A 20275-nucleotide genomic window follows, 5' to 3' on the forward strand; every position below is an offset into this window, starting at 1 on the left:
AGGACACGGCCCATGAGCGACACACCCGCCGCCGCTGCTTCCGGCATTCGCCGGCCTTGCTATCTGGTCTTGTCCGCACACGATTACCGCACGCCGCGCCGCGCCAACATCCACTTCATCACCGATCAGCTTGCGTTGCGCGGGACGACGCGATTCTTTTCGTTGCGTTACAGCCGGCTGTCGCGGATGAAGGGCGATATGCGGCTGCCGCTGGACGACACCGCCAACACCGTGGTGTCGCATAAGGGTGTGGAGTGCTATCTCTGGCGCACCACGGTGCATCCGTTCAATACGCGTCGGGCGTGGCTGCAGTCTGTCGAAGACGCGATGTTCCGCTGGTATGCCGCACATCCGCCCAAGCAGCTGCTGGACTGGATGCGCGAGGCGGATGTCATCGTGTTCGAAAGCGGCATTGCCGTGGCCTTCATCGAACTGGCCAAGCGCACCAATCCAAACGCCAAGCTGGTGTATCGCGCTTCCGATGGATTGAGCACGATCAATGTTGCCTCCTATATCGAACGCGAGTTCGACCGGGTTGCTCCCACCCTTGACGTCATCGCGCTGGTGTCGCCGGCCATGGCCGAAGAGATCGCAAGCCGCGATAACGTCTATCACGTCGGGCATGGCGTGGATCACAACCTGGATCAGCTGGGCGATCCGTCGCCGTATGGCGAAGGAATCCACGCGGTGGCGGTGGGGTCGATGCTGTTCGACCCGGAATTCTTCGTCGTTGCCAGCAAGGCGTTTCCACAGGTCACGTTTCATGTGATTGGGTCGGGCATGGGGCGCCACCCGGGCTATGGCGACAATGTCGTCGTCTATGGTGAAATGAAGCACGTCGAGACGATCGGCTATATCAAGCACGCGCGGTTCGGCATCGCGCCCTATGCGTCGGAACAGGTTCCGGTATATCTGGCCGATAGCTCGATGAAGCTGTTGCAGTACGACTTTTTCGGGTTGCCTGCGGTGTGTCCGAATGCAGTTGTCGGGCCGTACCAGCAGTCGCGCTTTGGTTACACGCCCGGCAATGCCGATTCGATCGTCGCTGCAATCGGGCAGGCGCTGGACGCGCCGCATGTGCGTTACCGCCAGTGTCTGAACTGGTCCGACACCACGGACCGTGTACTGGATCCAGCCGCGTATCCGGAAACCCGTTTGTATCCGCAGCACACCGGCGCAGCCGCGCGTGCTTCCTCGGAGGCCGCGCTCTCGCATTGATGCAGCGCACCTCGCCCGTTCAAGACAGGAGACCCCCTTTATGGCCAACGCTTTGCTGCAGAAGTGGATAGAACACGCAGAACGTCGCGCATTGTTCTGGTGGCAGCCGAAGAACGCTGGCGTCAACATGGGGGATCACCTGTCCAAGGTGATCGTGTCCTGTGTGCTTTCCCTGCAGGACAAGACGCTGATCGAGAAGCGCGATCTCAGCAAGAAGCTGATCGCGATCGGTTCGGTGCTGCACTTTGCCAAGGATGGCGACACCGTCTGGGGCAGCGGCATCAACGGCAAGATCCCGGCTGAGCGCAATACCTTCAGCACGCTCGACGTGCGGGCTGTGCGCGGGCCCAAGACGCGTCAGTTTCTGCTGGACCGTGGCATCGCGGTACCGGAAGTCTATGGCGACCCGGGTCTGCTGACCCCGATGTTTTTCCCGGCCGAGGCATTGGGCACGGTCGAAAAGCGTCCGTTCGCCATCGTTCCGCATTTCAACGAACCGGTCGAGAAGTACAGCGCCTACGCAGATCACCTGGTGTTTCCCAACGTCAAGCCGGCAACCTTCATGAGCCAGCTGCTGGGTGCCGAGCTGGTGGTCAGCAGTTCGCTGCACGGCCTCATTCTTGCCGAGGCGTACGGCATCCCGGCGGTGTATCTGGACTGGGGCAATGGCGAAGACCGTTTCAAGTACGACGATTACTACCACGGGACCGGGCGCATGCAGTGGCATGCGGGCAACAACGTCGAAGAATGTCTGGCACTGGGCGGCAACGGCGCATTCGATCTGGAAAAACTGCAGGCCGGTCTGCTGGCTGCATTCCCCTACGACCTTTGGTGATTCGATGATGCAGGGCCAGCACTTGGACAGCGAAACGGCGACCGTCGCCGCTGTCGACACACCGCCGGGCGTGGTGATTCCGCTGGGCGGGTTCCCGGTGTTGTCCACCACCCAGGAAGCATTCGCGCTGGATCTGTTCCACGCACTGGCAGCGCGACAGCCGCGTCGGGTGTTCTTCGCCAACACCAACTTCGTGGTGCAGTGTCAGGCGCTGCGGATGCGCATGCGCGAACCCAGCGTGCGCATCGTCAACGACGGCATCGGGATGGACCTGGCGGCACGGCTGATTCATGGGCGCCGCTTTGCCGGCAATCTCAACGGCACCGACCTGATTCCGTATCTGTGCCGGCACAGCGCGCAACCGCTCAAGTTCTTCCTGCTTGGCGGGCGGCCCGGCGTGGGCAAGACCGCCGCTGCCACCTTGACCGGCACGTTGGGGCAGCAGGTGGTGGGCATGTGCGACGGCTACGGCGAATTTGCCGCCGCAGGCGACGGCCTTGCCGAGCGCATCAACCGCTCCGGGGCCGATGTACTGCTGGTGGCGTTCGGCAACCCGTTGCAGGAGCGCTGGATTCTCGATCACAGCCAGGCGCTGCGCGTGCCATTGGTATTCGGTGTTGGTGCGTTGCTCGATTTTCTGTCGGGCACCGCCAAGCGTGCGCCGGACTGGGTACGCCGGCTGCATCTGGAATGGATGTATCGCCTGCTCAACGAGCCGCGTCGCCTTCTGAAGCGCTATAGCTGGGACCTGCTGGTGTTCTTCCGCACCTGTCTGCGCGCGGGCAAACACCTGCCCTGATGCGCAGAGGCGGCCTCCGGGATTAGCATGCACGCATGCATCCGACTGCCGCCGCCCTGATTCGCTCGCTCGACCTGTTGCCACATCCGGAGGGCGGGCACTTCCGCCGCGTGTATGCGTCCGAGCGTCAGGTCAGCGACAACAGCCTGATCCGCCCGGCGCTGACCGTCATTCGTTTTTTGCTCGCCGCCGGCGAATGCAGCGCCTGGCATCGCGTCGATGCCGAGGAAAGCTGGCATTGGCAACAAGGCGATGCGCTGGAATTGCTGATCTACGACGAAGCCAGCGGGCAACTGCAACGGCTGCTCCTGGACGCCGCCGAACGCGGCGAGCCAATGCATGTGGTGCCCGCAGGACAGTGGCAGGCGGCCCGTTCACTGGGCGACTTCACCCTGGTCGGTTGCACGGTGTCGCCGGGATTCGTATGGGAGGGATTCGCGCTGCTCGACCCCGCCTCGCCATTGGCCGATCACTTGGCAACGCTCGCCCCACGCTGATCGATCGCCGCCGAACGCTTCCCTAACGCGGCACTTGCGGGCTTGGCGTACTGTCCGCATCAAACAGGGGGCAACACGTGATGCGATACACGGCAACGTTATGGGGCGCCGGCTTGATGCTGGCATCGATGCTGGCGGCCGCCAGCGAGAGCGCGCCGCAGAAAGCGGCCGCACCACCGCCGGTGGTCGACCTGGAGGCGATGGTCGTGCGCGGCGTGCAGCCCGGCCCGGGCTTGTGGAAGGTCAGCAAGGGCGACCATGTGTTGTGGATCCTGGGCACCTTGTCGCCATTGCCCAAACGGCTGCAATGGCAATCGACCGAGGTGGAAACCATCATCGGCCAGTCCCAGCAGGTATTGATGGCGCCAACCGTGCAGATCGATGCGGACATGGGTTTCTTCGGCAAGCTGACCTTGCTGCCATCGGCAATGAAGGCGATGAAGAACGAAGACGGCCGCGAACTGCGCGAGGTGTTGCCTGCCGATCTGTATGCGCGTTGGAGCGTGGCCAAGGCGCGCTACATCGGCAGCGACCGTGGCGTGGAGCGCAAACGCCCGATGCTGGCGGCCGGCGAGTTGTATCAGGCCGCGATCAAGCGTTCCGGCCTTGCCCGTTCGCCGGTGATCTGGTCGGTGGTCGAACGCGCGGCCAAGCGCGCAGGCATCAAGCCCACGCCAACCGCGCTGGACTACAAGATCAAGGACCCGCGACAGGCGCTCAAGGAGTTCCGTACCGGCGGCATGGACGACGCCGCCTGTTTTCGCAGCATCCTGGTGACGGTGGAGCGTGATCTGCCGACCATGGTCGAGCGCGCCAATGCCTGGTCGGTGGGCGATATCGAGGCCTTGCGTCAATTGCCGCGCGAAGATCCGCAAGCGGCCTGCATGGGCGCGATGGCCAGCTCCGGCGCCGCCAGAAAGCGCGGCATCGACGATCTGGAGCGCCGCATGCGCGAGCATTGGCTCGGTATCGCCACCACTGCGCTGCAACGCAATCGCAGCACCTTCGCGGTGCTGCCGATCAGCCGCATGACCACGCCGGATGGCTATCTGGCGCGCTTGCAGGCGCTGGGATACGAGGTGGAGGCGCCTTGAGCGCATGAGCGCTTCGTCGGGTCGCCGGGGAGAGAATCAGCGAACGCGCGTGCCTCGCCGATGGCACCGCAGCCCCGTTGGCAGTTGCCAGGCAGCATGCGAGCGAGCAACTGTTTCGATCACCGATCACGCGCGCTGGCCGGCATCGCATCGCTGCGGCTCGGGTTAGGCCAGCCCAGGCTGCCACGGTATGCTGCGCGCCTTGTTCACTGAGAGCTCCGCGTTGAACGCATTGCCGCTGCGCATCCTCGGTACCGGACGCCACGTTCCGGCCAGGGAAGTCACTTCGCACGCGCTGGACGCGCGCTGGCAGTTGCCGGCCGGCACCACCTTTGCGCGCCTGGGTGTTGCCACGCGCCACTACGTGGGCGAGGGCGAAACCGCCTCGTCGATGGGGGCCTCGGCCGCGCAGCAGGCATTGGCCAACGCGGGCATCGACAGCAGCCAGATCGATTGCCTGATCTCTGCCTGCAGCGTGATGGAGCAGCCGATTCCTTGCCAGGCGGTGCTGATCCAGCGCGCCCTGGGGTTGGGCGATTCGGGCATTCCCGCGTTCGACGTCAATGCGACCTGCCTGAGTTTTGTGGTTGCGCTGGACATGGCCGCCAACGCACTGGCGCTGGGCCGCTATCAACGTGTGTTGATCGTCTCCAGCGAAGTGGCCTCGGCCGGGCTGGACGAGGCCGTACCGGCCACCGCCGGTCTGTTCGGCGATGGCGCCGCAGCCGTGGTGGTCGGGCGCAGCAGCGCCGATGACGGCTCGGCATTGCTGTGCAGTCGCCTGGCCAGCTACGGCAGCGGGGCGGAGGTGTGCCGCATTCGCGGCGGCGGCACCCGCGCAGCGCATGACAAGGACAGCGCAGCCGACGCGTCGCGCGCGTTCTGGATGGATGGGCGCAGCGCCTATCGCTTTGCAGCGCGCCATCTGCCGGCGTTCTGGGAACACTTGCTGCACGATGCCGGCCTCACCGCGGCGCAGCTGCGCTACCTGGTGCCGCATCAGGCTTCCGGCGGCGGCCTGGATCACGTGGTGCAGGCGCTGGGGCTACGCAGTGAGCAGGTCGTGCGCATCCTGCACGCCACCGGCAACCAGGTAGCCGCCTCGCTCCCGCATGCCTTGCATCACGCCTGTGTCGATCGGCAACTGCAGCGCGGCGACCTGGTCGCACTCCTTGGCACCGGCGCCGGTCTGGCGATCGGTGGCATGGTGTTGCGCTACTGATGCGCGTGCGCGTTTCTCTCGAGCTGTTGCGGGTCGGCCACTGCCGCCATTGCGAGCGCATGGTGCGTGCAGACGGCCATTGGCATGCGGTGGAGTTTCCCGCGTTGAGCGTGTTGATCCGGCACCCGCAGCGTGGAGCGATGCTCTACGACACCGGCTACGCCACGCATTTTTTCCGGGCCACCGATCCCTGGCCGGAGCGGCTGTATCGCTGGACCACCCCGGTGACCCTGCCTGCGCATGAAACCCTGCGCGCGCAGCTGGCACGTCGCGACGTGCAGCTGGACGAGATCGGTTGGTGCCTGATTTCGCATTTCCATGCCGACCATGTGGGCGGCCTGCGCGACCTGCCGAACGCGCGCTTCAGCTGTCTGCGTGCGGACTACGAGCAACTGCGCAATAGCTCGCGCCTGGGTGGATTGCGCCGTGCCTTGCTGCCGCAACTGCTTCCGGCGGATTTCGATCGACGCCTGCACTTTGCCGAACAGGCGCCGCAGCGCGAGCTGAGCGGCGCCTGGAAGGGCCTGGGTACGGCGTACGACCTGTTCGACGATGGCAGCGTGCTCGCGGTGCCGCTGCCGGGCCACGTACCCGGGCAAATGGGCGTGTGGTTACGCGACCAGCATGACCGCGAGGTGCTGCTCTGCGCAGATGCGGTGTGGTCGTCGGCCACCTGGGCACGGCTGCAGTGGCCGGCGTGGCCCACGCGCTTGCTGATGCACGATTGGAACGCATTCCAGCGCACCGTGCAGCAGTTGCACGGCTTGTCGCAGGCGCACCCGGAGCTGGCGATCCTGCCCTCGCACTGCCAACCCAGTCTTGACCGTTACCAACCGGAGTGGCGATGAGCCTGCGCATTCTCGTGACCGGCGCATCCGGTTTTGTGGGCGGCGCGTTCCTGCGCCGGTTCCAGGGGCAAGCCGGGGTGGAGATTCACGGCATCGGGCGTCGTGCCAGCGAGTTACCCAACTATCACCGCATCGATCTGAGCCAACCGTTTTCGCTGGATTGGCGGCCGGATGTGGTCATCCACGCGGCGGCATTGGCATCCCCGTGGGGGAGCCGTGCGCAGTTCCAGCTGCACAACGTGCAGGCCACCGCCAATGTCATCGATTTCTGCGTGCGCAACGGCTGCCCTCGCTTGCTGTATGTGTCTTCCAGCTCGGTGTTCTATCGCGAGGCGCATCAATACGATCTGGATGAAGACAGCCCCATCGGCCCGGGCTTCGTCAACACGTACGCGCACACAAAATACCTCGGCGAAACCTTGCTGGAACGCTATCCGGGGCAGGCATCGGTGCTGCGGCCGCGCGCGGTGTTCGGGCCGGGCGATACGGTATTGTTCCCGCGGGTGATCGCCGCTGCGCGCAAGGGTGCGTTGCCGCGCTTTGTCGGCCAGACCCAGCCGGTGATCGGCGATCTGATCTATATCGACACGCTCTGCGATTACCTCTACCGCGCGGCCACCGCACCGCAGCTGCAACGCGCCTACAACCTCACCAACGCGCAGCCGGTGGATCTGCAGCAGCTGTTACTGGACCTGCTCACGCGTCTGCAGCTGCCGTTGCCGCAGCGCGAGGTGCGCATCGCCACTGCGCTGCGCATGGCCAGCGTGGTGGAGGGTCTTTATCGTGTGCTGCGGTTGCGCGGCGAGCCGCCGATCACGCGGTTTGGTGTCGGCGCGTTTGCCTACTCCAAGACCTTCAACCCGCAGCGCACGCTTGCCGATCTGGGCGCGCCCAGCGTTGGCGTGGAAGAGGGCGTCGAGGCCTTCGTGCGCTGGCAGGCGGCGCAGTGGGCGTAGCCGTGCCGGCCCTGGCGGCGCTGTATCTGAGCCTGCTGCTGTTCAAGGCGGCTGCGGTGCTGTGGGTCATGCGCGAGGCGCGCGCGCGGCCAGCACCCACTCCTGCCGGTGGCCCGGCCGAGGTGGCGATCCTGCAGCCGATCCTTGGCGGTGACGCGCATTTGCACAGCGTGCTGGCGGCCAATCTGCAGGCGCTGGGACATGCGCATTTCTGGTGGCTGCTGGACGCGGACGATGCGGCGGGGAACGCGGTCGCAGACACGCTGGTGATGCAGTATCCGCAGGGGCGCATCACACGCATGCTGGTGCCTGCGGCGCCGGCCAACATCAATCCCAAGGCATGGAAGCTCGAGTACGCCCTGGCCCAGGTGCAGGCGCCGATCTGTCTGATCCTGGATGACGATGCGCAGTTGAGCGAACCGGCACTGTCGCAGCTGCTGCAGGAGCTGAGCCACGCCGACGTGGTGACCGCATTACCTTACTACTGCGATGGCGACACCTTCGCTGGCCGCCTGCTGTCGCAGTTCGTCAACAACAATGCAGCGCTCACCTATCTTGGCTGGCTGCCCTTCGCGGCGCCGTTGACCATCAACGGCATGTGCTACGCGGTACGCACCGAACAACTGCGCGCCTGGGGCGGTTTTGCGTCGTTGCTGGAACAGCTGACCGACGATCTGGCGTTCGCAACACTGGTGCGTGAGCGCGGTGGGCGCGTGTGCCAATCCACTGCACCGGTGGCGATGCGTACCGCGATGCCGGATCTTGTCAGTTACCTGCGTCAGATGCATCGGTGGATGTTGTTCGCGCTGATTCTGCTGCGCCGTCAGACATTGGGCGTGCGCAGCGCAATCTTTGTGTCGCAAGGGCTGCCGCCGCTGTTGCTGATGGCCTTGCTGCTGTCTGTCTGCGTGCAGCCAACGTGGCTGGCAATGGCGTGTGCGCTGACCACCGTGCTGCTGCGTGCCTTGCTGCTGTGCCTGGCGCAATGGCGCGTCACCGGGGCACTTCGCCACCGTGCATTGCTGTCGGTGTGCGCGGAGTGTCTGCAGCCGCTGCATCTGCTGCATGCAGCATTGGCGCGCACGATCCGCTGGCGCACCCGGCGTTACCGCGTGCTGCCGGACGGCCGTTTTCGTGCCGATTGACAGCGCCGCGCTGCAGATTGCCTTCCTCACCGGGCAAAGTGATCCGGAGCGCTGTGCATTGAGTGTGGAACAGCAGCACTTTCTGCAGCAACTGCAAGGCCCGGGCCGGCGGCTGATCGACTGCAATTATCCGTACCGCCCCGATGGAGCTGCGTATCGGCACACGCCGCTGTGGCGTGCCAGTGTGTCCAATCTGCGGCAGTACCTGGCAGCGCGCGCCGCACGCGTTGTGGATGCCGATCGCACGCGGGTTGTGGCGCTATTGGAGCAAGCGCCGATGACGGTGCTGTTGGCCGGCAGCTGCGGTCTGCAACTACTCACTGCGTTGCAGCTTCCGCAGGCGCTATGTGCACGTCTGGCGGTGTTCGCCTACGGCCCCGTCTGCACCGTGCCTGCGTCGTTCGGCCAGCTGCGGGTGCTGCAAGGACGGCGCGACTGGATTTCGCGCGCGCTGTTCGGCGCTGCGGTCGATCTGAGGCCTGCATGCGGGCATATGGATTACCTGGGTGATGCGGTGGTAGTTGCCGATTGCCGGGTCTTCATCGCGCAGCTCGAACACACCTTGCAGGGGAGGGCAGATGCGCATCGATCTGATCGCACCGCCGTATAGCGGGCACCTGCATCCGATCCTGGCGATCGCCAGTCAGCTGGCGCCGCATCATCAGGTGCAGGTCATCAGTACGCCGGCAGCGCAGGCGCGCATCCGTGCATGCGGGCTGATGGCAGTCAGCGTGCTGGATGCGCAAGCCGACCGGCTGTTGCTGGAGATCGCCAACCCGCCGCATGCGGTGGGCCACAACCCGTTGCGCCTGCGTCGACAACTGCACAATGCGCTTGGCTTGATGGCGCGAGTGGGGGATGCGCTGAAAGCGCGCTGGCGCGAGCGAAGGCCGGATCTGGTGATCGTCGATTTCACCTTGCCCAGCGCGGGACTGGCGGCGCAGGCGATGGGCATCGCGTGGTGGACCAGCATGCCGTCGCCGTGCGTGATCGAAACGGTCGACGGGCCTCCCGCATATTTCGGCGGTCTGCTCCCCGCATCAAGTGCAACGCAGCGCATCTGGCATGCACTGGCGCGGCGGCTGACGCGTGGCTTCAAACGCAGCTTGCACATGTGCTATCGGCGCCAGATGCGTGTTTGCGACTTGCCGGCGATGTATCGCAGCGATCGCAGCGAGGCGGTGTATTCGCCGCACTGCATTCTTGCCTTGGGTCTGCCGTCGTTCGAGTTGGCGCGGCGCTGGCCTGCGGCGATGCGCTTCGTCGGCCCGCAGCTGTGTACGCCGCCATCGACCGTTGCGCCGCCTGCGTTTGTCGCCGGGCGGCGGCATGTGCTGGTGACCCTAGGCACGCATCTGCACTGGGTCAAGCAACGCATGGATGCGGTACTGCGCGCGCTGGCGCCGCAGTTTCCGCAGGTGATTTTCCATTTCAGCGATGGCGATACCGCAGCGCCGCGGCAGCAGGCGCACGGCAACTATCAGCGGCTGCCGTATGTGGACTATGCGCAGCACCTGCAGCGTTATGCGCTGGTGGTGCACCACGGCGGCGCCGGCATTCTGTATGCCTGCCTGGCCGCAGGCTTGCCATCGATCGTGTACCCGCTGGACTACGACCAGTTCGACCACGCCGCGCGTCTGCAGGTTGCTGGCGCGGCGTGGTGGTTGCGCGAGCTGGATGGCTTGCCGGCACTGCTGCGCGAAGCGCTCGGCACGAGCGAGCTGCCGTCAGGCGTGCGTCGATTGCAGACGGAGCTGCACGCCATCGATGCGCAGGCGCGCATCGTGCGGCTGGTGGATGCGTTTGCGCAGACCGGTGCGGTGCCGCAGGTCTAGTGCGTGGCGCGCGAGATCGGTCGCGTGTTGCGTCAGGGCATCTACGTCAACAGAGCGCGTGAGTCAGCGTTGATACGGGCAGGCGATTCTCCAATCGCCTGCCACAACTACCGCCGCGTCTAACTACCGCGAGCCTCAGCCCGCAGCCGCATTCAACGACGGTGCCTTGCCGGCCATCAGCTGCGGCCAACGCTTGAGCACGGCGGCGCGGATGCCTGCATGGTCGATGCCGGCTTCGGCCAGCAGGTCTTCGCGGCTGGCGTGGTGCTGGAAGCTGTCCGGCAGGCCCAGGTGCAGCATGGGCATGGTGATGGCTTCGGCATTGAGCAGTTCGGCCACGCCCGAGCCGGCGCCACCGGCAACGACGTTGTCTTCGATGGTGACGAAGCCTTCGTGGCTGTTGGCCAGTTCCAGCAGCATGGCCTTGTCGAGCGGTTTGACGAAGCGCATGTTGACGACGGTCAGGCCAAGCTCGCGGCCGACCGCTTCTGCCGCATCCACGCTTGCGCCAAAACCCAGCAGTGCGATGCGTGTGCCGTCATGACGTAGCTGCGCCTTGCCGATCGGCAAGGCGGTGAGCGATGCGTCGAGCGCGCTGCCCGGGCCGGTGCCGCGTGGATAGCGCACTGCCGCCGGACCTTCGTAGCGCACGCCGGTGCTCAGCATCTGACGGCATTCGGCTTCGTCGGCCGGCGCCATCACCACCATGTGCGGCACGCAGCGCAGGAAGCTCAGATCCAGGTTTCCGGCGTGGGTGGCGCCATCGGGGCCGACCACGCCACCGCGGTCGATCGCGAACAGCACGTCGAGCTTCTGCACCGCCACGTCGTGCACCAGCTGGTCGTAGCCGCGTTGCAGGAAGGTGGAATAGATCGCCACCACGGGCTTGGCGCCCTGGGTCGCCATGCCGGCCGCCAACGTCACCGCGTGCTGCTCGGCGATCGCCACATCGAAGTAACGCTGCGGGTATTCCTTGCTGAAACGCACCAAGCCCGAACCTTCGCGCATTGCCGGGGTGATCACCAGCAGCTTGGGCTCGACGGCGGCCATGTCGCAGACCCAGTCGCTGAAGACATCGGTATAGGTTGGCTTCTTGGCGCCGGTCTTGGCCACCAGGCCCTTGCTCGGATCGAACGGGCCGACCGCGTGGTAACCGATCTGGTCGCCTTCGGCCAGCTCGTAGCCCTTGCCCTTGGTGGTGATGACGTGCAGCAGCTGCGGACCCTTGAGGGTCTTCAGGGTCTTGAGTGCGCCGACCAGACCGGGCAGGTCGTGGCCATCGATGGGGCCGGTGTAATGGAAGCCCATTTCCTCGAACAGCGTGGACGGCACGAACATGCCTTTCCAGTGTTCTTCCCAGCGCCGCACGAAGCGCGCAGTCGGGTTGTTCTTCTTGTCGCCGAGGATCTTCTTGCCGCCTTCGCGGATGGCGTTGAGGGTGCGGCTGCCGCTGGCGCGGCCGAGCATCTTGGTCAGCCCGCCCACCGCTTCGGAGATCGACATGCGGTTGTCGTTGAGGATCACCAGCAGGTTCGGTTCCGGGTCCATGCCACCGGCGTGGTTGAGCGCTTCGTAGACCATGCCGGCAGTCATCGCGCCATCGCCGATCACCGCCACGACCTTGCGATCGTCGCCATTGCGCTGCGCGGCAATGGCCATGCCGAGCGCGGCCGAGATCGAGGTGGACGAATGGCCCACGCCGAAAGTGTCGTAGATGCTTTCTTCGCGCTTGGGAAACGGCGCCACGCCGTCCCTCTGCTTGACCGTGTGGATCTGGTCGCGGCGCCCGGTCAGGATCTTGTGCGGATAGGTCTGATGGCCGACGTCCCACACCAGCTGATCGACCGGGGTCTGATACAGGTAGTGCAGGGCGACGGTGAGTTCGATCACGCCCAGGCCGGCTGCGAAGTGCCCGCCGCTTTTGCCGACCGATTCGATGAGATAGGCACGCAGCTCCTCGGCGATTGCCGCAAGCTCGGCTTCATCGAAGCTGCGCAGGTCGTCGGGGGTCTGGATGCGGGACAGACGCGGGTAGCGGGTGGAGTCGATCATCATCGTGTCAATGTTCTGAAGCCATATTGTCCTCCCCATGCGAAGGCCCGGCAAGCAAACCGGTTCAGCTGTCAGCGGGCGGTGATGGCCGGACGCGCCGTCGCTGCTGGCCTGCGCAGGCATTGCCGGGGCCTGCGGCAATCTGCCGCACCCTGGAGGCGGGATGTTCGGGTACCGCATCCAGTCCACCGGCGGCACATCGTGGGGATTGCTGATGCCGTCGTCGCCTCACGCGCTGGCCGGATGGGCGAGCGCGGGAGCGTGCTGTCGGTGGAAGCGGCGGCTTTTCGCTTGGTGGCGTGATCGGCGAAGGCGCCGCAGGTGGAATGCAAGGCAAGCCAGGTCAGGCGAGTCTTCGACTGATGACCACACCGGTCGCAGGCGCGTAAGTCGCTTGCCCGATCACGCAGCCATCAGCGCAGCGGCTGGCGTTGCGGGCGTGGTTCAGTGCGTCGTCGTGGGTGGCCGCACCCAGCCAGCCTTACAGCGACAACTTCGAACGCTTGGGCAATTGTGCGCGCAGGAAGGCCATCTGATCGGACAGGATGTTGCGGTTGGACAGGATCAGGTGCTCGATCCAACTCGGCCGGTAGGGTACTGCCAGCAGCGGCATGTGCGCCTGCTGCGGCGTGCGGTTGGCCTTGCGCGAGTTGCACTGGAAGCAGGCGGTGACCACGTTTTCCCAGCTGTCGCGCCCGCCCTTGGAGACCGGCATGACGTGGTCGCGGGTCAGATGCGGGCGGCTGAAGTGCTGGCCGCAATACATGCACAGCTGCGAATCGCGTGCGAACAACGCCGTGTTGCTGAGGGTTGGGGTCGGGTCCAGCGCACGCGAGCGGGCGTGGCCACGTGCGGCGATGATCGGGTGCAGTTCCAGCGTGCTGCGCTCGCCGGTCAGCCGCGAAATGCCGCCGTGGATCTGCATGCAGGGCTCGCCCAGCGTCCAGGACACCGCATCGCGTGCGTAGAGGCAGGCGGCATCTTGCCAGTTGATCCAGTCCAGCACGCGACCGTGCGCGTCGAGGGACAGCAGGCGCAAGGTGGGAAGTTGCTGGATCGCAGCGACAGCGCTGCCCGCGACCGGGGCAGAGATGCCTCCGGGGACGATCACATCACCTACGTGCGTGTCTGTCTCCATCGGGAAAACAGCTTATACCCGATCGTTGACAGTTTGTGTATCGCAGCGAACGGCTTTGGCGTGCGTCTTGCAATCAATGGGTCAGCAAGGCCCGGTTGGGCCGCGATACCGCCGTGCTGCGTGCGCAATCTTCGGGCGCGTCGAAGGCCTTGTTGTCCTGTAGGAGCGCATCTGGGCGCGACGTCTTGCTGGCCCGGTACTGCCTTGTCGCGGCCAGGTCCGCTCCTACGACAGTGGCGGAATCCCGCGATGTTTATCTGTAGGAGCGCACCTGGGCGCGACGTCTTGCTGATCGGTACTGCCTTGTCGCGGCCAGGTCCGCTCCTACGACAGTGGCGGAATCCCGCGATGTTTATCCGTAGGAGCGCACCTGGGCGCGACGTCTTGCTGATCGGTACTGCCTTGTCGCGGCCAGGTCCGCTCCTACGACAGTGGCGGAATCCTGCGATGTTTATCCGTAGGAGCGCACCTGGGCGCGACGCCTTGCTGGTCGGTACTGCCTTGTCGCGGCCAGGTCCGCTCCTGCGGTAGTTGCAGCCAGCGGTGATGGCGCTGGCTCAGGCGTCGCCGAACAACTCCGCTTCCAGCGTCATCAGCGGGGCGGCACCGCTGCGGATGGTGGCGGCGTGGGTCAATGTGCGCGGCAGGATGCGGGCGAAGTAGAAACGTGCGGTTTCGCGTTTGGCGCGCTTGAAATCGTCGCCATGTGCGGATGCATCCGCCGCCGCGACGCTGCGCGCCCACCAGTAAGCCAGCACCACGTAGCCGGAATAAAACAGATAGTCGTAGCTGGCGGCGCCCAGTTCGTCCGGATTGCGTGCGGCGCGGTCCAGTACATCGCGGGTCAACATGGCCCATTCGCTGCACTTGTCGCGCAAGGGCTTGATGAACTCGGCCAGTGCGGCATTGCCTTCCTGCGCATTGGCGAAGGTTTCCACATCGGCCAGGAACAGCTTGAGTCCGGCGGCCTGGCTGGCGGCGGTCTTGCGGCCGATCAGGTCCAGCGCCTGGATGCCGGTGGTGCCTTCATAAATGGTGGTGATGCGCGCGTCGCGGGCCAGCTGCTCCATGCCGTATTCGCGGATATAGCCGTGGCCGCCGAAGCACTGCAGCGCGTGGTAGGTGTTTTCGATCGACCATTCGGTCTGGCAGGCCTTGGAGATCGGGGTGAGGAAGCTCACCAGGGTCTCTGCATCGGCGCGTTCCTGTTCGCTGCCACCGCGGTGCGACACGTCGACCAGGCTGGCCGCGTGCAGCGCCAGCAGGCGGCTGCCTTCGGTCAGCGACTTGATGGTCAGCAGCATGCGGCGCACGTCCGGGTGCACGATGATCGGGTCGGCCGGCTTGTCGGGGAATTTGGCACCGCTGAGCGCGCGCGATTGCAGGCGCTCGCGGGTGTAGCGCAGGGCGTTCTGATAGGCACGCTCGGACAGGCCGATGCCCTGCAGGCCCACGCTCAGACGCGCGGTATTCATCATCGTAAACATCGCCTGCAGGCCCTTGTGCGGCTGGCCGACCAGGTAGCCCTGCGCGCCTTCGAAGTTCATCACGCAGGTCACCGAGCCCTTGATGCCCATCTTGTGCTCGATCGAGCCGCAGTGCAGCGTGTTGCGCTCGCCCACAGTGCCGTCGCGATCCACCTTGAACTTGGGGGTGACGAACAGCGAGATGCCCTTGGCGCCGGCAGGCGCGTCGGGCAGCTTGGCCAGCACCAGATGCACGATGTTGTCGGTGAGGTCGTGCTCGCCGGCGGTGATGAAGATCTTGGTGCCAGTGATGGCGTAGCTGCCGTCGGCATTGGGTTCGGCGCGGGTCTTGAGCAGGCCCAGGTCGGTGCCGCAATGCGGCTCGGTCAGGCACATGGTGCCGGTCCAGCGGCCGTCGGTCAGCGGCTTGAGGAACGCTTCCTGCTGCCACGCCTCGCCATGCTGGCGCAGCGCTTCGCTGGCGCCGTGCGAGAGCAGCGGGAAGTTGCCCCACGCCAGGTTGGCCGAGTTGATCATCTCGCTCAGCGGCACGCCCAGGGTGTGCGGCATGCCCTGGCCGCCGAACTCCGGCTCGGCGGTCAGGCCGTTCCAGCCGCCTGCCACGAACTGGTCGTAGGCCGCACGAAACCCCGGTGGGGTGGTGACCGCATGGGTGCTCTTGTCGAAGGCGCAGCCGATCTCATCGCCCACGCTGTTGAGCGGTGCCAGCACCTGGGTGGTGAAGCGGCCGGCTTCTTCGAGCACGGCGTCGACGATGTCGGCGCTGGCGTCGGCGTAGCCGAGCCGGGCGAACAAGGCTTCGGCGCCGAGCACATCGTGCAGGGCGAAGCGGAAGTCGGTCAGTGGGGCGCTGTAGCTGCTCATGCGGGATCCTTGCGAAGATGGTGCAGAAGGCGTGCGCGTCAGCGCAGCACGCCGTTGAGGCCGGGGGCCGGGCTGAGCGTGTTGCGCGATTGCACCGCGAACTCGCGTTGTTTCTTGTCCTGCGGGGTGGCCCACACCGTGCCCTTGAGCGTGTACGGCAGCGAGCGGCCGCCGGCAAGCACATCGGCCACGGTGATGCGGCCCAGCGAGGTGGGCTGCAGGGTGACGGTCACCATGTCGGCGGTTTCCGGGCCGATCGACATCCCCACCGCCTGGTCGAGCTTGCCGGCCACCTCTTCGCCGGCAGAAATTTCCAGCGCCACGCGCTCGAACTGCATCGGGATGCTGCTGTAGTTCTGCAGGCGCAAATCCACCGACCAGGAGCCGTCGGCACGCACGGTGAGCTGCTGGATGCTGGCCGCCGGCTCGGACACGCGGCGGACCGCGCCGCCGCAGGCGCTCAGCAGCAGGCCACAGGCCAGCGACACGATCAGAAGGCGATAGGCACGCATGTAAGTGGTCCTTGGCAGGTGTCAGGCGGCGCCAAGAATACTACGCAGTACGGACGCTGCCTTGCCGCCGCCGCCGCCGCTGCGCTGCCGGTCAGCCGATGCCCGGACTCACGGCAAGGGCGCTGCCACGATCAGGGGCGACAGGTCATAGCCCATCTGCGTGGCCTGCGCCTTGAGCTGCTCGAGCTGCGCGCGCGGCATCTGTGGCGAGCGCGACAGGATCCACAGGTATTTGCGATCCGGCTCGCCGACCACCGCCCACTGATAGTCAGGGTCGAGGGCGATCACCCAGTAGTCCGCCCAGACCAGCGGCAACCAACTCAACCATTCCGGCGCAAAGCGCACCTGCAACTGCCCGGCGTGGCCGGCGACCGGCTTCGCCACTCCCTCGGCCTGCGCCATGGTGCCATCGGCGGTGCGGCAGCCATTGCGCACGCCGATCAGTCCGTCGTCGCGCAAGGTGTAGCTGGCGGTGATGTCGCTGCGGCACTTCTTCTGGAACGACACCGGCAGGTGCGCGATTTCATGCCATTGCCCGGCATAGCGCGAGAGGTCCAGCTGCGTCACCGCACGCACCGGTTGCTGCGCAGACGCAGCAACCGGCAGCAGGACGAGGAACGACAACAGCAGGCGGGGCAGGCGCATGACGATCTCCGGTTGACGCGCGCAGGCTAGGCCATCGCCCCCGCCGCGCGGCGTGAACCGGCGCAAGAAATGCAGGCCCTGACGCCAGGCTGCAACAAAGTTCGTCACAACGCTTGCCCAAATTGCGCCTGCTCGCTATGATGCGCGTCCTCGCAACGCTGGCAGCAGTGTTGGGTTAGTGGCCGAGTAGCTCAGTTGGTAGAGCAGGGGATTGAAAATCCCCGTGTCGGCGGTTCGATTCCGTCCTCGGCCACCATTTCTTCAGTCTCGCAGCGCAAGTGGGTTGTTCCTTCGCGCTGATGACGACGGCAACATCTCCCTTCGATCTGATTGACTCTGCACTGGTTGCCAGTGCTTGCAGCTGGCTGTGCCGGTTGCTGTCTGTTTCGACGCCATGCGATGCGACTACCGGGAGGGGTTTCTGGCCTCTTTTTACGCGTCGTGCAGCGACAGGCGCATTGAGATGCGCAGGGCGGTCGGCGCGTGTTTCCACGTCACCTTCAACTCGGCATGGCGATACTTTGCGCATGACGCACAAGACACTTCGACGCACATTGATCCACGGGTATTGCGGCGAGTTCCGCGTGGAGACGATGGAAAGTCAGGCGCCCGGGCAGACGCGCTGGTCGTCGACCGCATTCGTCTATCACCGCGACCGCGCCGCACCGATCGCCACCATCGAAGGGGCGGGCGAGGGCGACTATCGCGGCGATGCGCGCGAACAGGCATTGCGCGTGGGGTCCTGTCTGGCGGATTTTCTCGACCCGAAGGAATACCGCGCCTGCGAACTGGATGGGCAGTAACGCCTTGTCGGTCGGCGCGTCGATGGCCCCCAGCCGTCCCTGCAGTCCGTCGCTTACCGTTCCGCTGGAGCAGCACCACGCAATGCAGTTGCATTTGCAGTCCTTCGCGCAGGATGCGGTCGCTGTCGCGGCCGACACGCCAGGCACGATCGTGAGCTTGCGCGCAGCCGGCAGCGACGTGCTGCTGCCCAGATAACGCCGCATCGCGCAGCACGCGGGCCTGGGTCGGATGCGCCGAGTTCCTCCAGCGCCACCGCACCGGCAGTGGCCGCACCGCCGCTCGAGATGTTGCAGCGCCGCGCGCAGGTGTTCTTCTTGCTGGCATGCAATGCATTCTGGTTTACGTCATGCCGTCATTGATTGATTGGCCTGCGCGCTTTTGCATGGCTGGGTTGCAATATGCTCACTTACTTGGACGCGATCGCAACCGCGCCAAGACAACCGCGCCAACAACGCAGTCAGCAAAGCTCTGGCAGTCGCTGGGCAGTTGTAGCCGCGCCATTGCCTTGCCATCGCCACTGGAGTGGCTGCATCCGGCGATCGATGCAACGCGGCATGATCGCAATCAGCGCTGATGTATTCACAGGCCTGCGGTGGAGCGGCGGAGAATCACTTGGTCAATCCGGCCGCGACCAAGCCGCGCAGCAATAGACCCTGACCGCCATCGTTCAAGTCCGCCGCATCGATCGCAAGCGGCACATCAAGCACGACGCCGATGGACTGGGTCGCGAACGGGTGCGTTCGGCTCGGGCGAAAACCGTCTGCCGCCACGCGATCAACGAGCGTCGCTTCGTCCATCTCGCCAACGCGCAGATCTTCCGTCGGATCGAAAATATAAAAACTCTCGCTGACAAGCGCGCGATATCCGGAATCGCCCAACGCCACACCCTGGCTTTCCGAATCCCGGCCGCCGCCGGCACCGATGGTGCGCTCGCCCATGATCGTGGCGCCGCTGGCCCATAGGTAGGTGGCCAACAATTCGCCGGCCGATCGGGTGCCTGCATCCACCAGCACGATGAGCGGCTTGTGCGAAGCGACGCTGCCGCAGCTGGCATCGTCCTGCAGCGCTTCCAGGCGCACGCTTCCCGGCGTTCCCGAGGCGCGCATCTCGTACGTCTTCACTGGCTTGCGTCCAGTGAGCGCCCAGGAAAATCCGCGAACTTCGCGGGCGAACCCACCCATGTTTCCGCGCAAGTCGATCAGCATGACATCCGAGCGCGCGGCAATGGCATCGTAGCGACCGATCAGTTCCCGGGTGACCGCACAAAACCCGGCCAACATGGCGGCGTCCGGGTCGTTGGTCTGCGGCGTTGCGGTCTCCCTGGCGTCCGCCGCCTGGGTGAACGTGGCGTTGTACTGCGGCGCAAACGCGCCCAGGCGAATGCTGCCCACCCTGGTGTTGCCGATTTGCGCAACCTCCGGCAGATCGGGCACGTCGACCGCCGATGCCAGCGTGCGCGCAAGCTCCTGGGTCATGGGCTGATAGTGCAGCGCCACCTGGCGCGGCGCCTGCGCAAACCTCTGCACGCGCAGTGCAACCGTCTTGCCGGCACCGGCCACCTGATGCGCCGCTGGCGTGCCCAGTGCGAGCGACAGGGCGGCTTCGGCTTGTCGCGCGCGCGTGTTGCCGCCGAACGTCAGGTCTGCCGCGCTTTTCAGCCATGCCGCCGTAGGTGTTCCGTTGATTTGCAGAACCGTGTCGCCTTGCGCGAGGCCGGTGATGCGCGCATCGAGGATGCGCCACACGATCATGTGACCATCGCTCGAGGTCCTGAACAGAACGCCCAGGGCCTCGGTCTTGCCGGCCTTGGCCCCGGTGAGCGCGACGTGCTGGTCCGCGAGGCCGACAAGGCGCCGCGAAACAGTGCTGGCTGTCGTTTCGGGCGCAAGTCTGGCGCTTGCAGCCCATGCGTCAGCGCTGCCCAGCACGTCTTCCGGATACGTGGCGCGGTAGCGCTCGACGTATCTCAACGAGGGGTAGTGGGTGCGCAGATACGCCCCGAGCTCTTCGGCCGACGCTGTGGCGCAAAGGCAGCATGTGGCGAGTACGAGACAGGCGATGAATCGTTTCATGGAGTTCCAAGAAGTGCGGTGCAGGGCTGTTGCCCGGTGGGGCGATGCGGGCTTGGCGCGCCTGCAGCGCGGCTTCGCCTGCGTCGATGATAAGTCGCGGTTGCGTGGTGATGGGGTGCTATACGGCACGGTGACCTCTGGCGCACGATGTCGAAAGCATCCACCGAGCGAGGCCGTGCAAGAGCGCGACTGAGCGCTGTCGTGCGGTAGGGGCGCCGTCTGTAGTTGGGTGGGTGGACTTACTGTCCGCTC

At 65.4% G+C, this 20275-nt stretch carries 19 protein-coding genes and 1 tRNA gene; 14 read left to right on the forward strand and 6 right to left on the reverse strand.

Annotated elements, in window-relative coordinates; genetic code table 11:
• The first annotated feature begins 12 nt into the window (after window positions 1-12).
• From Y887_RS00255 to Y887_RS00305, 11 genes are all read left to right on the forward strand, one after another.
• A complete protein-coding gene (locus tag Y887_RS00255) occupies window positions 13-1218 on the forward strand; it encodes a GumK N-terminal domain-containing glycosyltransferase (RefSeq protein ID WP_046962439.1) in 1206 nt (401 codons plus the stop codon).
• A 40-nt stretch (window positions 1219-1258) separates the two neighbouring features.
• Window positions 1259-2053 (forward strand): polysaccharide pyruvyl transferase family protein, encoded by a 795-nt coding sequence (locus tag Y887_RS00260; protein ID WP_046962440.1) that lies wholly within the window; start codon window positions 1259-1261, stop codon window positions 2051-2053.
• 4 nt (window positions 2054-2057) lie between these two features.
• Window positions 2058-2852, forward strand: a complete 795-nt coding sequence (locus Y887_RS00265; protein ID WP_046962441.1) for a WecB/TagA/CpsF family glycosyltransferase — start codon at window positions 2058-2060, stop codon at window positions 2850-2852.
• Between the two features lie 35 nt (window positions 2853-2887).
• Window positions 2888-3349: a cupin domain-containing protein gene (locus Y887_RS00270; RefSeq protein WP_046962442.1), complete on the forward strand. Its 462-nt coding sequence runs from the start codon at window positions 2888-2890 to the stop codon at window positions 3347-3349.
• Between the two features lie 80 nt (window positions 3350-3429).
• Window positions 3430-4443, forward strand: coding sequence for a TraB/GumN family protein (locus Y887_RS00275; RefSeq protein WP_046962443.1), 1014 nt, complete (start codon window positions 3430-3432; stop codon window positions 4441-4443).
• Between the two features lie 190 nt (window positions 4444-4633).
• Entirely contained in the window at window positions 4634-5665 is a 1032-nt protein-coding gene (locus Y887_RS00280; protein ID WP_046962444.1) for a 3-oxoacyl-[acyl-carrier-protein] synthase III C-terminal domain-containing protein, read from the forward strand.
• Window positions 5665-6513, forward strand: coding sequence for an MBL fold metallo-hydrolase (locus tag Y887_RS00285; protein WP_046962445.1), 849 nt, complete (start codon window positions 5665-5667; stop codon window positions 6511-6513). The genes Y887_RS00280 and Y887_RS00285 overlap by 1 nt, the downstream gene beginning before the upstream one ends.
• A complete protein-coding gene (locus Y887_RS00290; RefSeq protein ID WP_046962446.1) occupies window positions 6510-7469 on the forward strand; it encodes an NAD-dependent epimerase/dehydratase family protein in 960 nt (319 codons plus the stop codon). Before Y887_RS00285 ends, Y887_RS00290 begins: the two co-directional genes overlap by 4 nt.
• Entirely contained in the window at window positions 7460-8614 is a 1155-nt protein-coding gene (locus tag Y887_RS00295) for a glycosyltransferase (protein ID WP_046962447.1), read from the forward strand. Before Y887_RS00290 ends, Y887_RS00295 begins: the two co-directional genes overlap by 10 nt.
• Window positions 8604-9224, forward strand: coding sequence for a hypothetical protein (locus Y887_RS00300; protein WP_084725881.1), 621 nt, complete (start codon window positions 8604-8606; stop codon window positions 9222-9224). Before Y887_RS00295 ends, Y887_RS00300 begins: the two co-directional genes overlap by 11 nt.
• On the forward strand, window positions 9193-10449 hold the full coding sequence (locus Y887_RS00305) for a glycosyltransferase (RefSeq protein WP_046962448.1): 1257 nt from the start codon (window positions 9193-9195) through the stop codon (window positions 10447-10449). Before Y887_RS00300 ends, Y887_RS00305 begins: the two co-directional genes overlap by 32 nt.
• A 135-nt stretch (window positions 10450-10584) precedes the next feature.
• Here Y887_RS00305 and dxs read toward each other — a convergent pair whose 3' ends face one another.
• The 5 genes from dxs to Y887_RS00330 all read right to left on the reverse strand — a co-directional run bounded on the left by dxs (window position 10585) and on the right by Y887_RS00330 (window position 17147).
• Complete coding sequence (gene dxs / locus Y887_RS00310) at window positions 10585-12501, reverse strand: 1-deoxy-D-xylulose-5-phosphate synthase (protein WP_046962476.1); 1917 nt, start codon at window positions 12499-12501, stop codon at window positions 10585-10587.
• Window positions 12502-12982: 481 nt separating this feature from the next.
• Window positions 12983-13639 carry an HNH endonuclease gene (locus Y887_RS00315; RefSeq protein ID WP_046962449.1) on the reverse strand — a complete coding sequence of 219 codons (657 nt, stop codon included), beginning with the start codon at window positions 13637-13639 and terminating at the stop codon, window positions 12983-12985.
• 557 nt (window positions 13640-14196) lie between these two features.
• Entirely contained in the window at window positions 14197-15990 is a 1794-nt protein-coding gene (locus Y887_RS00320; RefSeq protein WP_046962450.1) for an acyl-CoA dehydrogenase C-terminal domain-containing protein, read from the reverse strand.
• A gap of 38 nt (window positions 15991-16028) precedes the next feature.
• Entirely contained in the window at window positions 16029-16502 is a 474-nt protein-coding gene (locus Y887_RS00325; protein ID WP_046962451.1) for an LEA/WHy family protein, read from the reverse strand.
• 108 nt (window positions 16503-16610) lie between these two features.
• Entirely contained in the window at window positions 16611-17147 is a 537-nt protein-coding gene (locus Y887_RS00330) for a lipocalin family protein (protein WP_046962477.1), read from the reverse strand.
• Between the two features lie 180 nt (window positions 17148-17327).
• On the opposite strand from Y887_RS00330, the gene Y887_RS00335 reads away from it, so the two are divergent.
• The 3 genes from Y887_RS00335 to Y887_RS19980 all read left to right on the forward strand — a co-directional run bounded on the left by Y887_RS00335 (window position 17328) and on the right by Y887_RS19980 (window position 18525).
• Window positions 17328-17403 (forward strand) — tRNA-Phe (locus tag Y887_RS00335).
• 271 nt (window positions 17404-17674) lie between these two features.
• Window positions 17675-17950, forward strand: coding sequence for a hypothetical protein (locus tag Y887_RS00340; RefSeq protein ID WP_046962452.1), 276 nt, complete (start codon window positions 17675-17677; stop codon window positions 17948-17950).
• 347 nt (window positions 17951-18297) lie between these two features.
• Window positions 18298-18525 (forward strand): hypothetical protein, encoded by a 228-nt coding sequence (locus Y887_RS19980; protein ID WP_146093431.1) that lies wholly within the window; start codon window positions 18298-18300, stop codon window positions 18523-18525.
• Between the two features lie 34 nt (window positions 18526-18559).
• On the opposite strand, the gene Y887_RS00345 is transcribed toward Y887_RS19980, so the two are convergent.
• Window positions 18560-20023, reverse strand: coding sequence for a S41 family peptidase (locus tag Y887_RS00345; protein WP_084725882.1), 1464 nt, complete (start codon window positions 20021-20023; stop codon window positions 18560-18562).
• Window positions 20024-20275 lie beyond the last annotated feature (252 nt).

The organism is Xanthomonas pisi DSM 18956, assembly GCF_001010415.1.
In the GTDB taxonomy this organism is placed as follows: domain Bacteria; phylum Pseudomonadota; class Gammaproteobacteria; order Xanthomonadales; family Xanthomonadaceae; genus Xanthomonas; species Xanthomonas pisi.

Coding starts and splice junctions, on each gene's coding strand:
- Y887_RS00270 (WP_046962442.1), top strand. CDS start 2,888: ATGCATCCGACTGCCGCCGCCCTGATTCGCTCGCTCGACCTGTTGCCA.
- Y887_RS00285 (WP_046962445.1), top strand. CDS start 5,665: ATGCGCGTGCGCGTTTCTCTCGAGCTGTTGCGGGTCGGCCACTGCCGC.
- Y887_RS00345 (WP_084725882.1), bottom strand. CDS start 20,023: ATGAAACGATTCATCGCCTGTCTCGTACTCGCCACATGCTGCCTTTGC.
- Y887_RS00305 (WP_046962448.1), top strand. CDS start 9,193: ATGCGCATCGATCTGATCGCACCGCCGTATAGCGGGCACCTGCATCCG.
- Y887_RS00290 (WP_046962446.1), top strand. CDS start 6,510: ATGAGCCTGCGCATTCTCGTGACCGGCGCATCCGGTTTTGTGGGCGGC.
- Y887_RS19980 (WP_146093431.1), top strand. CDS start 18,298: ATGCCGTCATTGATTGATTGGCCTGCGCGCTTTTGCATGGCTGGGTTG.
- Y887_RS00330 (WP_046962477.1), bottom strand. CDS start 17,147: ATGCGCCTGCCCCGCCTGCTGTTGTCGTTCCTCGTCCTGCTGCCGGTT.
- Y887_RS00280 (WP_046962444.1), top strand. CDS start 4,634: ATGCTGCGCGCCTTGTTCACTGAGAGCTCCGCGTTGAACGCATTGCCG.
- Y887_RS00275 (WP_046962443.1), top strand. CDS start 3,430: ATGCGATACACGGCAACGTTATGGGGCGCCGGCTTGATGCTGGCATCG.
- dxs (WP_046962476.1), bottom strand. CDS start 12,501: ATGATCGACTCCACCCGCTACCCGCGTCTGTCCCGCATCCAGACCCCC.
- Y887_RS00260 (WP_046962440.1), top strand. CDS start 1,259: ATGGCCAACGCTTTGCTGCAGAAGTGGATAGAACACGCAGAACGTCGC.
- Y887_RS00265 (WP_046962441.1), top strand. CDS start 2,058: ATGATGCAGGGCCAGCACTTGGACAGCGAAACGGCGACCGTCGCCGCT.
- Y887_RS00340 (WP_046962452.1), top strand. CDS start 17,675: ATGACGCACAAGACACTTCGACGCACATTGATCCACGGGTATTGCGGC.
- Y887_RS00320 (WP_046962450.1), bottom strand. CDS start 15,990: ATGAGCAGCTACAGCGCCCCACTGACCGACTTCCGCTTCGCCCTGCAC.
- Y887_RS00325 (WP_046962451.1), bottom strand. CDS start 16,502: ATGCGTGCCTATCGCCTTCTGATCGTGTCGCTGGCCTGTGGCCTGCTG.
- Y887_RS00315 (WP_046962449.1), bottom strand. CDS start 13,639: ATGGAGACAGACACGCACGTAGGTGATGTGATCGTCCCCGGAGGCATC.
- Y887_RS00255 (WP_046962439.1), top strand. CDS start 13: ATGAGCGACACACCCGCCGCCGCTGCTTCCGGCATTCGCCGGCCTTGC.